At 42.9% G+C, this 13,277-nt stretch carries 12 protein-coding genes; 9 read left to right on the forward strand and 3 right to left on the reverse strand.

Translation table 11 applies throughout. The features are described from left to right. The first annotated feature begins 34 nt into the window (after nucleotides 1-34). The 6 genes from rbsB (at nucleotide 35) to ABEW32_RS18065 (ending at nucleotide 7,289) form a co-directional block, all read left to right on the forward strand. Nucleotides 35-955 carry a ribose ABC transporter substrate-binding protein RbsB gene (rbsB, locus tag ABEW32_RS18040; RefSeq protein WP_430190092.1) on the forward strand — a complete coding sequence of 307 codons (921 nt, stop codon included), beginning with the start codon at nucleotides 35-37 and terminating at the stop codon, nucleotides 953-955. Between the two features lie 217 nt (nucleotides 956-1,172). Further along, a complete protein-coding gene (locus ABEW32_RS18045) occupies nucleotides 1,173-2,180 on the forward strand; it encodes an ABC transporter substrate-binding protein (protein ID WP_430190095.1) in 1,008 nt (335 codons plus the stop codon). A 33-nt stretch (nucleotides 2,181-2,213) separates the two neighbouring features. After that, nucleotides 2,214-3,929, forward strand: a complete 1,716-nt coding sequence (locus ABEW32_RS18050; RefSeq protein WP_430190098.1) for an ABC transporter ATP-binding protein — start codon at nucleotides 2,214-2,216, stop codon at nucleotides 3,927-3,929. A 37-nt stretch (nucleotides 3,930-3,966) separates the two neighbouring features. Beyond that, complete coding sequence (locus ABEW32_RS18055) at nucleotides 3,967-4,947, forward strand: ABC transporter substrate-binding protein (protein ID WP_430190101.1); 981 nt, start codon at nucleotides 3,967-3,969, stop codon at nucleotides 4,945-4,947. Between the two features lie 229 nt (nucleotides 4,948-5,176). Beyond that, nucleotides 5,177-6,241 (forward strand): FecCD family ABC transporter permease, encoded by a 1,065-nt coding sequence (locus ABEW32_RS18060; RefSeq protein ID WP_430190103.1) that lies wholly within the window; start codon nucleotides 5,177-5,179, stop codon nucleotides 6,239-6,241. Nucleotide 6,242: 1 nt separating this feature from the next. After that, nucleotides 6,243-7,289, forward strand: a complete 1,047-nt coding sequence (locus ABEW32_RS18065; protein WP_430190105.1) for a FecCD family ABC transporter permease — start codon at nucleotides 6,243-6,245, stop codon at nucleotides 7,287-7,289. Nucleotides 7,290-7,365: 76 nt separating this feature from the next. On the opposite strand, the gene ABEW32_RS18070 is transcribed toward ABEW32_RS18065, so the two are convergent. From ABEW32_RS18070 to ABEW32_RS18080, 3 genes are all read right to left on the reverse strand, one after another. Then, on the reverse strand, nucleotides 7,366-7,533 hold the full coding sequence (locus ABEW32_RS18070; protein ID WP_167669746.1) for a hypothetical protein: 168 nt from the start codon (nucleotides 7,531-7,533) through the stop codon (nucleotides 7,366-7,368). A 446-nt stretch (nucleotides 7,534-7,979) separates the two neighbouring features. Next, the gene (gene aiiA / locus ABEW32_RS18075; protein WP_430190107.1) at nucleotides 7,980-8,735 is read right to left on the reverse strand and encodes a quorum-quenching N-acyl homoserine lactonase AiiA; all 756 of its coding nucleotides are present in this window, start codon (nucleotides 8,733-8,735) and stop codon (nucleotides 7,980-7,982) included. 80 nt (nucleotides 8,736-8,815) lie between these two features. Beyond that, nucleotides 8,816-8,986 (reverse strand): hypothetical protein, encoded by a 171-nt coding sequence (locus ABEW32_RS18080; protein WP_430190111.1) that lies wholly within the window; start codon nucleotides 8,984-8,986, stop codon nucleotides 8,816-8,818. 224 nt (nucleotides 8,987-9,210) lie between these two features. Between ABEW32_RS18080 and ABEW32_RS18085 the strand changes: the two genes are divergently transcribed. The 3 genes from ABEW32_RS18085 (at nucleotide 9,211) to ABEW32_RS18095 (ending at nucleotide 12,729) form a co-directional block, all read left to right on the forward strand. Beyond that, a complete protein-coding gene (locus ABEW32_RS18085; protein ID WP_430190114.1) occupies nucleotides 9,211-10,167 on the forward strand; it encodes a tyrosine-type recombinase/integrase in 957 nt (318 codons plus the stop codon). 305 nt (nucleotides 10,168-10,472) lie between these two features. Beyond that, nucleotides 10,473-11,474 carry an ROK family protein gene (locus tag ABEW32_RS18090; protein ID WP_430190118.1) on the forward strand — a complete coding sequence of 334 codons (1,002 nt, stop codon included), beginning with the start codon at nucleotides 10,473-10,475 and terminating at the stop codon, nucleotides 11,472-11,474. A gap of 256 nt (nucleotides 11,475-11,730) precedes the next feature. Then, nucleotides 11,731-12,729 carry an MFS transporter gene (locus ABEW32_RS18095; protein ID WP_430190120.1) on the forward strand — a complete coding sequence of 333 codons (999 nt, stop codon included), beginning with the start codon at nucleotides 11,731-11,733 and terminating at the stop codon, nucleotides 12,727-12,729. Nucleotides 12,730-13,277: the final 548 nt, after the last annotated feature.

The following is a 13,277-nucleotide window of genomic DNA, read 5'->3' on the forward strand; positions in this document are numbered from 1 at the left end:
TACACCTAATCTGCGTAGAAGGAGACACACAAATATGAAAAAGCTTACATTAATTATGACTGCCTTGCTGCTCCTGCTCATGACAGGGTGTTCCCTGGAACCGCCCGAATGGGCGAAGCCTAAAGCGGCTGCAGACCTGAAGGACATTAAAATCGGTTTGTCGATCTCAACGCTGAATAATCCATTCTTCGTTTCTCTCAAAGACGGAGTTGTTGCAGAGGCCAAAAAACAAGGATTGCAGGTTATTGTGGTCGATGCACAAAATGATTCTGCGAAACAAAGTAATGACGTGGATGATCTGATTCAACAGGGAGTGAATGCGTTACTTATCAATCCGACAGATTCATCGGCTATCTCCACGGTGGTGCAGTCAGCGAATGCATTGAACATTCCGGTAATTACGCTGGACCGTTCTGCTGACAAAGGAGATGTGAAAGCGCTTGTCGCTTCGGACAACGTCGAGGGAGGACGGATGGCAGCCAGATACGTGATTGATCAAGTCGGAAAAGGTGCCAAGGTCATTGAGCTGGAAGGCGTCCCAGGCGCATCGGCTACCCGCGAACGCGGGAAAGGCTTCCATGAAGTAGCAGATAAGGACCTGAAGGTTATTGCCAAGCAGTCGGCTGATTTTGATCGGACCAAAGGTTTGAATGTGATGGAAAATCTGCTGCAAGGCAACCCGGACGTTCAGGCTGTATTTGCTCATAATGATGAAATGGCGTTGGGAGCGATTGAAGCCATTCAAAGTTCTGGTAAGAAAATTCCAGTCATCGGTTTTGATGGTAACGAGGATGCGCTTAAATCAATTAAGGAAGGGAAGCTGACAGCCACTGTGGCTCAGCAACCTGAGTTGATTGGACAATTGGCAGTGCAAGCAGCCAAGGATGTACTACAAGGTAAGACCGTGAAAAAATCCATTCCCGCCAAACTGGAGCTAGTGGATCAATCCAAATAAGAGTGGGTACGGAACCAATATATTAAACTTTCGAACTGATGCAAGAATACGCATCGGTTCTTTTTTTTGATATTTTACCAAGATGACATGTACACATAAATGGAAGTTTTTAATTTTTGTATTGTAAGAAGAGGCGGTAAAAGATAGAATAACAATTGTGTGATAATGAGAATCACTATCATTTTATGAAGGCATATATCTAAGGAGGACGTATATTATGCAACAAAAGTACAGCTTAAAGAGGGGAACCATGCTTGGTCTTGTCGTTTTTTTGATGGTTGTATTGGCTGCATGCGGAAATGCAGCTAGTACCAATCAGACCAATGAAAAGAGTGGAACGGATGCCCTTAACGGGCAATCCAAATCAGTTGTCATGCGCGAATATGTTGATGCCACTGGCCAAAAAATCAACATCCCTGCAAATCCACAGCGAGTCGTCACGACACAATATTTGGATGCGATGCTGGCCTTAGGTGTTAAGCCAGTAGGGGCTGCTTCTCATGTGTTGGAAGGCGACTATTTGAAAGGAAAGATTGACGGGATTGCTGATATTGGGAACCCGACGAATGTGGAAAAGGTACTGGAGCTACAACCTGACCTGATCATAACAACAGAAGATACCTCGCCGGAAGTGAAAGAGCAGCTGGAAAAAATTGCTCCAACTGTAGCCGTCTCGTTTGGAGATGGGGATGTATTTAAGCAACTGCGGGATGTCGCAGCCGTGCTAGGTAAGGACAAAGAAGCCGAGCAATGGATCGCTAGTTTTGACAAAAAGGCTGAAGAAGGCCGAAAGCAGCTGGCTGGAAAATTCAAAAAAGATGAAACGATTACCATTTATATGACCTACGGTAAGGACGTGCTAAGAGTGTACGGGGCACGAAATGTAGGGCATGTCATCTACCGTTCACTGGAATTGAATCCTCCAGAGTACATACGTCAGAAGCTCGCAAAGGACCCGAAGTATAACTTTGTATACGATAGCATTTCGATGGAAAAACTGCCTGAACTGTCAGGAGATCGTATTATTATGCTGGTTTACGATGAAGCGACTAAGGACGGAATGTTGAAGGAGATTGAGCAAAGTGCGCTATGGAGAAATCTCCCGGCTGTCAAAAATCACAAAGTGTATTTCATCAAGGCCGATCCTTGGTTTACCTACTCACCACTCGCTATCGATCAATCACTGGATGAGGCTATTAAAATGTTTTCCGTCGATCCTAAATAATCAGTTTATTTAAATAAGAAGGGAGAAGTCATATTGCTGAAACGATTTTTTGAATATTACCGTCCATACCGGACTTTGTTTATCATTGATTTTACTTGCGCTATACTAGCTGCACTGCTGGAGCTGGCTTTTCCACTTGCAGTCAATCGAGTAGTTGATGATTTGCTGCCCAGCGGAAACTGGAAATGGATATTATTTGCCTGTCTAGCTCTGCTAGGAATTTATGTTGTGAGTGCCGGGTTGAATTACGTCGTTACCTATTGGGGACATAAGCTGGGAATTAACATTGAATCAGATATGCGCAAAAAGCTGTTTGATCGTGTACAAAAGCAGTCCTTTCGCTTTTTCGACAATAACAAGACAGGCCATCTGGTCTCCCGTATGACGAACGATCTAATGGATATCGGAGAGATTGCCCACCACGGACCTGAGGATTTGTTCATCGCACTGATGACTCTGGGCGGGGCTTTCGGTATCATGCTCAGCATTAACTGGAAACTAGCAGTCCTGACGTTTGTTATCGTTCCACTAATGATTTACCTGTCCTTGTACTTTAGTCGTAAAATGAATGCCGCCTTCCATCGTATGTTTTCTGATATTGCGGACTACAACGCCCGGATTGAAAATAACGTTAGTGGTATCCGTGTTGTTCAAGCATTCTCCAACGAAGCACATGAAATGGAGCGTTTTGCTGAAAATAATGGACGGTTTCGTAAAACAAAGCTGATCGCTTATCGCATTATGGCATGGAATTCTTCAATTAGCTTTATCCTGATGAAGCTGGTCTCATTGTTTGTGCTTGTATGTGGAACGTGGTTTGTTATTGAGGGGCAGATGTCTTATGGGGAATTTATCGCATTTGTAATGTTGTCCAATGTATTCCTTGCACCTATCAAACAAATTAACTCTGTCATTGAAACGTATCCCAAAGGGATTGCCGGCTTCCGACGTTACTTGGATTTGCTGGAAAGTGAATCTGACGTAGAGGATGTGCCAGGTGCAAAGACCGTTAAGCATCTTAATGGAGATATTCAATTTGAAGGTGTAACATTTGGGTATGAAAACAAAGACAAGGTACTGCGCAAAGTGGACCTTGCTATTCATGCGGGAGAAACCGTAGCCCTTGTGGGTCCTTCAGGAGCAGGTAAAACGACACTCTGCAGCTTGCTGCCACGCTTCTATGATGTCGAGGAAGGCAGCATTAAGATTGACGGCATGGATATCCGCGAAATGAAGCTGGATTCGCTGCGATCCATGATTGGAATCGTACAGCAGGATGTATTCCTCTTTGATGGAACGATACGTGAAAATATCGCTTACGGCAAACTTGATGCTTCAGAGGATGAAATCTGGGATGCTGCCCGTCGAGCTCAGATTGAAGAACTTGTTCGATCGTATCCAGAAGGACTGGATACGATGATCGGTGAGCGAGGCGTAAAGCTGTCCGGTGGTCAAAAGCAACGTTTATCCATTGCCAGGATGTTTCTGAAAAATCCACCAATTCTCATTTTGGATGAAGCGACATCAGCATTGGATACAGAGACAGAAGCTGCAATTCAGCAAGCTTTGACAGAGCTATCTCAAGGTCGCACGACACTTGTGATTGCCCATCGTCTGGCAACGATTAAAAATGCTGACCGCATTATTGTAGTTGCAGATCAAGGGATTGCCGAGCAAGGAAAACATGAAGAATTAATGGCCGTAAAAGGTGCATATAGCCGCCTGCACCAAGCTCAGTATGGAACGTAAGAGTCGATTGCGACTTCGTAAATCGAGAGAGGAATGAATGGATTTGACAAAGAAAATGTGGATTGTGACGATGCTTTTGTCAGTCATTGTCATTCTTAGCGCCTGTGGTGGAAAGGTAAATCAGCCAGAAGAAAAGCAGAATCAAGCTTCTGATGAACCAAAGTCGGCTGTAACCAAAACAGTCAACACGATTCATGGAGATATTCAGATACCTGTCCATCCTCAACGGATTGTAGTAGATTTATACCAAAATGATTTATTAGCACTAGGTATCAAACCTGTCGGAAGTGTGAAGTATTTTCTAGACAATCCATACTCGAAGGATCTTGTACAGGGCATTGAAAGCATAGGAGACCGCAGTAGCGTATCCGTGGAAAAAGTATTGACTCTGCAGCCGGATTTGATTCTGATTGCTTCCAAGGATGCTTCTGAATATGAGAAATACAGTAAGATTGCTCCGACTCTCGTTATTCCTTATGGAACGTACAAGGATGTACATGAGGAACTGACGGCTTTTGGTGAACTGCTGGGAAAAGAACAGGAAGCCAAAACGTGGCTTGCCCAATATGATCAGCGGATGCAGGCTGCACGTGACAAGTTGAAGGGAATTGTTCAACCCGGAGATACATTCACGGTAATGGAAGCTTCGGAAAAGGAGTACTATGTATACGGTGATAATTTTGGCAGAGGAGGACAGGCGGTTTACAGAGGATTGAATTTGACACCTCCACCGCTTGTCCAAAAAGAACTATTAGGTGAGACACAATGGAAGTCGATTTCGAAGGAAGTTATTAATCAATATGCTGGCTCTTACATTTTCCTGACGGTTAACAAGGATTTGAGCGGTTATGAAGGAGACAGCATATGGAAATCACTAAGTGCAGTCCGTAATGGGAAGGTTTTTGAGCTTCAGGAGGATCGATACTGGTACTTTGATCCTATCGCTATTGTGGGGCAAGCTGAAGAATTGGCAGATATGATCGTCCAGCGGAATAAAGAAAACACTTCACAGAAGTAGTTGTTTCGGTAATGTTGGCAGCCCTTTGGTATTTATGCCAGAGGGCTTTATTTTTTCACAAACAGCTGAGTATAAGAGAATCGTCGAAATTTTGCTATTGAAGCCGTTGCCGCATTAATTTACAATAGTAAAGATTGCATGATAATAATTCTCATTATCATGCAATATCTTCACTACAGGTTTTCATGATAGCCTACATACTATTCAACAGTAAGGGTGAACCATAGTTATGAAATTATCAGAATCTTCGGATAGTCCTGCTCAAAGTAATCAAAATCAGCCGTCGACTCAATTTCACTCGCGGCCATGGGCGGCTTCTCTTATTTTGACAGCCGGGTTAGCACTGTTAGCATTCGGCATTGCTCTGTCTTTATCATTTGGTGCAGCTTCAATCAGACTGGAGGAGGTTTGGAACGCCGTCTTTCATTTTAATCCTGAGCTGCAAAACCATCAAATTATATGGGAAATCCGTCTACCTCGGATTCTGGGTGGTGTGCTAATTGGAGTTTGTTTTGCTGTAGCTGGGGCCATTATGCAGGGAATGACGCGCAATCCGCTTGCAGACTCTGGCCTGCTTGGTCTGAATTCGGGCGCCAGCTTGACGATGGCGATTTGCTTTGCTCTATTTCCAGGTACTTCCTTTTTGAAATTAATGTTGTATTCCTTTGTGGGTGCAGCGTTGGCGGTTGTAATGGTCTATGGTACAAGTGCTATATCCAAATCAGGCATTACGCCAGTTCGTCTTGTATTGGCAGGTGCAGCTGTTACGGCGTTGCTGTCTGCCTTAGGAGATACGATCAGTTTATACTTTAATGTTGGACAGGACTTGGCCTTTTGGTATGCTGGAGGGCTTAGTGGTACCAAGTGGGTTCAGCTAGGCATTGTCGTTCCGTGGGTTGTGGCAGCTTTTATCGGTGCTCTCATGTTATCACGCTCTATTACGTTACTTAGTCTAGGCGATGAAATTGCGTTGAGTCTTGGTCAGCGAACTGGGATGGTAAAGATCGCCGGGATGATTCTCGTATTGATTCTAGCAGGTGCCGCGGTATCGCTGGTTGGTTCTATAGGCTTCGTGGGGTTGATTATTCCCCATATTACGCGCAAACTGGTTGGGGTCGATTATCGCTGGATTATTCCTTGTTCAGCTATAATGGGAGCTTTACTTATCGTGTTTGCCGATCTGGCGGCCCGTATGATTAACGCACCTGAGGAAACACCAGTGGGTGTACTTATTGCCTTAATTGGTGTCCCGTTCTTCCTTTATCTGGCACGTAAAGAAAGGAGGGCACTGTAAGATGAGTAACGTAATGAATGGGGCTATTGCCAAAGCAAGTCACCGTAAAAAAATCCATGATTGGATCGTTGTTATCATTTTGCTTGTATTACTCATTGCTGCATTCACCGTGAGCGCAAACACGGGAACGATCCGGCTTTCGCCAATGGAGCTTTTTAGAACCTTGTTCGGACAAGGGACTCCACAGCAGGAATTAATTCTGTTTGAATTCCGGTTACCGCGAATGGTTATTTCCATTCTGATCGGTGCAGGGTTGGCCGTCTCCGGTTGTATTATGCAAGGGGTATCGCGCAACAGTCTAGCGGACCCTGGTATTCTGGGGATTAATGCAGGCGCTGGGCTGATGGTTATGCTGTTTGTACTGCTGTTCCCATCTATGCAAACTATGAATTCATTATTTTTACTTCCCGCTCTGGCACTAATTGGATCGGGAGCGGCTGCTATTCTGATCTATGCTCTTTCTTACAAGAAAGGCGAAGGTATTTCTCCGACAAGGCTATTGCTAAGTGGAATTGGGGTAGCGGCGGGTATCAGTGCTGCCATGATCATTATGACTCTTAAATTGACACCCGAAAGCTACACGTTTGTAGCTAATTGGTTAGCAGGAAGCATATGGGGTTCAAACTGGAAATTCGTTATGGCTCTGCTACCTTGGCTGATTATATTGCTTCCTTTTGCGTTCTATAAAGCAAACGTGATGAATGTGCTTAATTTAGGGGATCAGACAGCATCCGGGTTAGGTACACCTATCGAAAAGGAACGTATTCTTCTCCTTGCTGCTGCGGTTGGACTGGCCAGTTCAAGTGTGTCAGTTAGTGGCGGGATCGGTTTTGTCGGATTGGTGGCTCCGCATTTGGCAAGAAAGCTGGTGGGGCCAAAGCATAGAATGCTGCTGGTAACTTGTGCTTTGGTCGGAGCACTTTTGGTACTCGTAGCGGATACGATCACACGTGCCCTACCTTTACAGAAAGAAATTCCGACAGGGTTAATCGTTGCTATCATAGGTGCGCCATACTTCTTATATCTGCTTAGTCGCTCAAAAGGATAACATAAAAAATAACCTTCAGCTCCACTTTTTTAGTGGTGTTGAAGGTTATTTTTATTTGGTGTAGCAGCCTTTCATTTCAACGGGAAGCATTCAAGGCATGAGAGGTTTGATGTAGCTCTCTGATCATTTTATGCAACGTGTAATTTTCCTGCCGTGTCACGCCGTGTTGATTTTCCTGAACCAGCAACTGATGGATATTTCGTTTTAAAATCTCACTTCGACGTTCCAGCATTTCGGTACTCATAAATAAATGAACACTCCCTTTGTCATGAATAAATCAACATTTTAGAAATAAGCATAGACTGAATAAGGTTGCCTTTCGACTTCTTTAAGTATATCGTGCTGGATGATCAAGGGAAAACAGAGCGAGACGGCAAAATACTTATCCTCATCATCCATACCGTATCGACAGCTACTCACCCCATGAGTTCTTAGATATACTTCCTTATGCTGGCGATAACAGGAGATTAGGGACAATTAGCTTCATTTATATGGATTCACCTATCAGTTGCTGAACGCAATGGAAAAGGAGCGCGGTTTCCATATGAGTATAAAGGCAAGGGAATACGTTTGAAGAAAGGAATGGTTCTAACTATTACGGCCTAAGCTGACATTGGGCAGTTGACGTTCTTATGTGGAAGATGATGGTTGGACTGCTTGGACAATGAGGAGGAGTTGTTTTTACCATCATTATTTGTATTGTGGATATACTGGACGAACGGCTACTTGCTCAGGATCATGACCAAAGAATAACAGATTCGGTTTGATCTCCTGTACAATCTGCTGAATACGCGCGATTGACTGGCGTGCCTGTTCACGGTCAAAGCCGTCAAACGGCACGTCGTTTGCGTAATTCTCCTGTGTGTAGGCAACATCAATCGTCAGCATGACCGGGCCCGATTCCTTTGTTGTGACCAGCGCGGACTGATGACCCGGCGAATGACCGGGAGTATAGAGCAGTTGCAAGCCCGGAATGAGCTCATGGTCCCCTTGGAGCAGTCGATAATTCAAGTCCGTCTGCACGCATTCCGGTGGCGCATACTCCAGATTACCGATCGCAGCGTCTGCTTCGCTCTGCTGTACATAAATCGGTGTATTCGGAAAATGTGGATTGCCGCCGGCATGATCCATATGCATATGAGAGATTACGATGGCATGGATATCGTCCGGTTGATAGCCGATCCGATCCAGTACAGCCACGATACTGTCATTGGCTGACATATGGGGAATGAAGCGTCCTTCAAACGGTGTGCTTTTAAAGTAATCCGGGTTGTCGATAAACGAATCCGGCATACCGGTATCAATGAGGATCGGACCATGATCTGTCTCCAGCAGATACGACCAGATTTGCAGGCGTACCAGTTCACCTGGCTGTGCATGGTGGTTGAGTGAGGAGCGATCAATATCAAGCTGTCCGACCGGTAACCAATACAATTTGTTAATCATCCAATCATCCTCCAATCATAGTTTACATAATAAATATTATGTAGTTTATATCACTCTTTTGAAAATTGATTTTTAATAGTTTAAATGATAAGACATACAGGCGTCCAGCAGGAATTTACCGTCAAGCAGGCCAGTTCATGCTGAAATATAATCGGATGGGTAAAAATACGTACACGCTCGTCGTTCAGTAGATTCAACAAGTCGCTCGTTGGAACTCGATCAAGTAGATACTGGAGCTTCAGAGCCGTCATCTATTTAGAGAGGATACCAGACTGGACAAGAGGGACGAGCTTTATTTATACTTAAAAAGCGCTCAAAAAAATTGCGTATAATATAAATTATACGCATTTTAGGTTTAAAACGACTTTTAGATGCCCTCCTGCATAAGATGTCGATCGGTTTGTCGATAAAAACCGGACGAAAATGATCGTTTTGCAGCATATTTTGAATTTGAACTGAAATGGAGGCAAGCGGAATGAAAAAAGATTTGCGTCATGTGGAGCTCGATACGATAGAAGAAATTGATGAAGTATATACTGAGGAGCTGGAAGCTTTTTTGATTTGGATGAAGGATGCGGGGTATACGATACATACGCAAAAAAATTACACGGGGGATGTAAAACAGTTTTTACGTACGTTGCGTGATAAACCACTCGACCAGGTGAAAAAGATTCATGTGATGTCGTATTTATCTAAAGCGCGGGAGGGAGGCGCCGGCGATAGTACACGGAACCGAAAGCATGCAGCGGTGAACAGTTTTTTTAGAGCGCTACAGGAATTTGAGTTATGCAGCACAAATCCGGCAGCGGGAATCAAAAAAGCAAAGACTGAAAAGAATCGTATGCCTGTCTATCTGGATGAGAAGGACATTCAGCCGTTTTTGCTTGCGGTGGAAGGAAAATATGCCAATCGTAATATGGCTATCTTTCTGCTCATGGTGTACATGGGATTACGGGTGGGGGAAGTTCATTCTTTGAATGTCTCAGATTACAGTCGAGAAAGACGCACATTAGATGTGTTCGGTAAAGGGCGTAAGTGGCGTACCCTGCCAGTACCGGCGGCCGTATGTGATTTTATAGAGCAAGCATTGGAGGAAAGATTGACGCCGTGGAGAGGTAAAGAGGACGCGATGTTCGTATCCCAAAAAGGCCGCCGTCTAGCAGTGCGCTCTATCCAACAGATTGCTACAGAAACATTCGAACGATTCCAGCAGGATAAGGGCATAGAGCGTCGGGAGGCTTATTCCAGCCATAAGCTGAGACATACATTTGCCACGATGCTATTACGCAAGGGAGCAGATCTGCGTACAGTGCAGGAGCTATTAGGGCATTCATCCATCCAAACAACCACAGTATATACACACGTCACTGATCGGGAAAAAGAAAAAGCGATGGATAAGCTGGATATTCAGATACCTATAACGGGATTGTAAGTATATTCCACGCTTATATTGTATAGTTAATCTGAAGTTGGTTTACATAATTATAATTATGTAAACCAACTAAAAAGAATTGAACCTGACTTACAAATTTTATCCATAATATTAAGCCATTAACACTATGGACGTTGTATCCTTTATCATGCATTTTGTCTTGATTTTGATTGTTTTGCTTATTTAATAGCCAGAATACGATGTCCTTGACAAAGGTCATATTTTGCTACAATATTAGTGGTGCCACTTTATAAATATGGTTTATGAAGTAGTTCCACTAATTTTGTACCAAGAAGGAGTACGATATGGAAAAAGCCAATACAAATTTAATTAAAGAAATAAATCTGAATCTGGTTCGTAAAGTATTAAAGCAGATCAGCAAGGCCACAAAGCCCCAACTGGCTGCGCTAACAGATTTAAGTGTGGTGACTATCAATACTCTTATGCAGGAATTACTTAATAATGGAGAAATTTTTGAAGATGAGATTGTTCCTTCAAACGGAGGTAGACATGCGCTAACCTATCGTTTTAATTATGAGTATAGTCTGGCACTGATTATACATATTAATGAAAAACAAGGAATGGACGTAGTATCGGCCACAGTGGTTAATCTAAACGAGTATGCTCTTATGAAAGAAGAACACCCCTTTCAAATTTTTGATGCAGCACAATTTTATTCTATAATTCAAAACATCATTTCTCTGTATCCTTCTATTAAAGTTATTGGTATTGGAATACCAGGACAATCTGTAAATGGAGAGATTACGGTCAGCAGTCATGAAAGATTGAATGGAATTCGGTTAGCGGAGGATGTGCAGAGCACATTTGGTTTGCCCGTTATTGTGGAGAATGATGTAAATGCGGCTGTGTGTGGATACGTTTATAGAGAACAAATTGATAGAGATCAATGTGTGCTGGCCATCTATTTTCCTGAAAATTCTCCACCAGGGATGGGCATTTACTTGCGTGATGGGGTTTTAAAAGGTAAACATGGATTGGCTGGTGAAATCAAATTCCTCCCGTCTATAGTTTGGGATGAAAGCAAGGGAAGAGAAGTTATTTTCAATAGTATATGTGAAGTTATTCAGATATTACAATCTGTATTTGATCCAGATCAAATTGTGGTTTATAGAGAGCATATGGAAGAAGAATCTTTCTTTCATTTTGTGGAAAACTACAAAGCCAAGCATGAGATGCCTTTGTATCCTGACATTATTGTCTCGGATTTATTTTATGAAGATTTTAAAACAGGGCTGAGAGGACTAACCCTTAAAGAGTTGGAACGTCCTATTATTGTATTTAAATAATGACATCTATCGTATGAGCAGAGGAGCGAAGAAATGATGGCAACCTGGTTTCTGGTTATTATTTATCTAGCGTTTATTAGCTTGGGAATCCCCGATTCCCTGCTTGGGGCAGCATGGCCTGTGATGTGGCCGGAACTTGGGACTGCATTTGGATCAGCCGGAATAATATCCATGGTCGTCGCAGGTGGAACCATTGTATCAAGTCTAGCTAGTGGAAGTATCATTGAAAAAATAGGTACAGGCAAAAATTACTCTAATGAGCTGCTTGTTGACAGCCGGCGCGTTACTCGGGTTTTCTTTTGCGCCTTCAGTATTGTGGCTTGTACTGTTGGCAATTCCTCTTGGGCTAGGCGGGGGAGCCGTAGACGCAGCACTCAATCAGTATGTGGCTACTCATTATAAGGCATATCATATGAGTTGGCTACATTGCTTTTGGGGTGTCGGAGCTACGATGGGACCGATGATTATGTCTTTCTACATTTCAAACTACAGCTCATGGAGAAGTGGCTACACAGCCGTATCCATGATTCAGTGGGGGCTGGTTATTATTTTGCTTATTACACTCCCATTATGGAAACGTGTGACCGCGATACAAAATCCCCTTACTTCTGAAGCTCAATCAGACTACTCACATATGGATCACAATATCGTACAAGTTGAGAACACACCTAAACCAAATCTAATTCGAATGAAAGGAGTTAAATACACGCTCATTGCTTTTTTGTTTTATTGTGGTGTGGAAGCCACGGTGGGCTTATGGGGAGCCAGCTATTTGGTAGGGGCAAGAAATATCACAGCTGATACTGCTGCTGGTTGGATTTCTATGTACTATGGTGGAATCACGGTAGGCAGGTTTATTACAGGGTTTGTAACTTTAAAAATAAATAATCGTATGTTAATCCGGCTTGGTCAACTTACTGCTGTTGCAGGAGGACTTATTTTGTTGCTTCCGTTACGAGTCATCTTTTTATTACCTGGCTTCATTCTTATTGGTTTAGGGCTCGCACCGATTTACCCAGGACTTCTTCATGAAACGCCAACACGGTTTGGTAAGGAAAATTCCGCCAAACTCATGGGTTATCAGATGGCAGTGGCTTATACAGGAACAACTTTGCTCCCGCCCATTTTTGGGATTATAGCTACACAGGTAAGTATTCACTTTTTTCCGGTTGCAGTTCTTGTTTTCCTTCTTTTTATGCTGCTCAGTTCAGAACAAGTGAATCGTATATTCAAAAAGAGAATTTTGAAGGGGTAAAACAAATTACAACTTGACCTGAAACGCGTTTCATCGGCTAAAGTAAATATATAATCTAAAACTGAAAGGAGAGCCTCTATGATTTCACTCATTTGTTTATGTTTAGTTGTATGGGGTGGTGCTTATTGGTGCTTAGCATTATCAAGACAGCCTATGGAAGTAAAACCTTACCGCTCTTTTGATGATTTTTTCGAGTAGCTTTGTAGCCACTTAATAAAGGTACTTTTTTTACTTACTTTATTAATATGTTTAATTAAATGGTTTATGAAGTGAACTAGATTTGTTCCGTGCTCATTAAATGGATTACATGTTGCGTAAAAGTTGGAGATACGAACACTAGGGAGTGCGACAATGTGGGAATTGAAGGCGTCTTATGCCTTGCTGTTTTATTCATTATATATTTCATAATTCGTAGTTTGGCTCATTCTTCTTTTGTACTAAAGCTTGCAGCACGTATGTTTGAGGATTTCAATAGAGACTTTAATGTTGATCCCTGGAAAGAACATAAAAAACCATAAGTATGAACTGACAGCTAGAAAGCTTTAACA

This window comes from Paenibacillus jamilae (genome assembly GCF_050482105.1).
Taxonomy (GTDB): Bacteria; Bacillota; Bacilli; order Paenibacillales; family Paenibacillaceae; genus Paenibacillus; species Paenibacillus jamilae_B.

Bases quoted from the DNA above. Each gene is read 5' to 3' on its own strand.
- rbsB (WP_430190092.1), top strand. From the start codon at position 35: ATGAAAAAGCTTACATTAATTATGACTGCCTTGCTGCTCCTGCTCATG.
- ABEW32_RS18045 (WP_430190095.1), top strand. From the start codon at position 1,173: ATGCAACAAAAGTACAGCTTAAAGAGGGGAACCATGCTTGGTCTTGTC.
- ABEW32_RS18055 (WP_430190101.1), top strand. From the start codon at position 3,967: ATGGATTTGACAAAGAAAATGTGGATTGTGACGATGCTTTTGTCAGTC.
- ABEW32_RS18060 (WP_430190103.1), top strand. From the start codon at position 5,177: ATGAAATTATCAGAATCTTCGGATAGTCCTGCTCAAAGTAATCAAAAT.
- ABEW32_RS18065 (WP_430190105.1), top strand. From the start codon at position 6,243: ATGAGTAACGTAATGAATGGGGCTATTGCCAAAGCAAGTCACCGTAAA.
- ABEW32_RS18070 (WP_167669746.1), bottom strand. From the start codon at position 7,533: ATGAGTACCGAAATGCTGGAACGTCGAAGTGAGATTTTAAAACGAAAT.
- aiiA (WP_430190107.1), bottom strand. From the start codon at position 8,735: ATGATTAACAAATTGTATTGGTTACCGGTCGGACAGCTTGATATTGAT.
- ABEW32_RS18080 (WP_430190111.1), bottom strand. From the start codon at position 8,986: ATGACGGCTCTGAAGCTCCAGTATCTACTTGATCGAGTTCCAACGAGC.
- ABEW32_RS18085 (WP_430190114.1), top strand. From the start codon at position 9,211: ATGAAAAAAGATTTGCGTCATGTGGAGCTCGATACGATAGAAGAAATT.
- ABEW32_RS18090 (WP_430190118.1), top strand. From the start codon at position 10,473: ATGGAAAAAGCCAATACAAATTTAATTAAAGAAATAAATCTGAATCTG.
- ABEW32_RS18095 (WP_430190120.1), top strand. From the start codon at position 11,731: ATGAGCTGCTTGTTGACAGCCGGCGCGTTACTCGGGTTTTCTTTTGCG.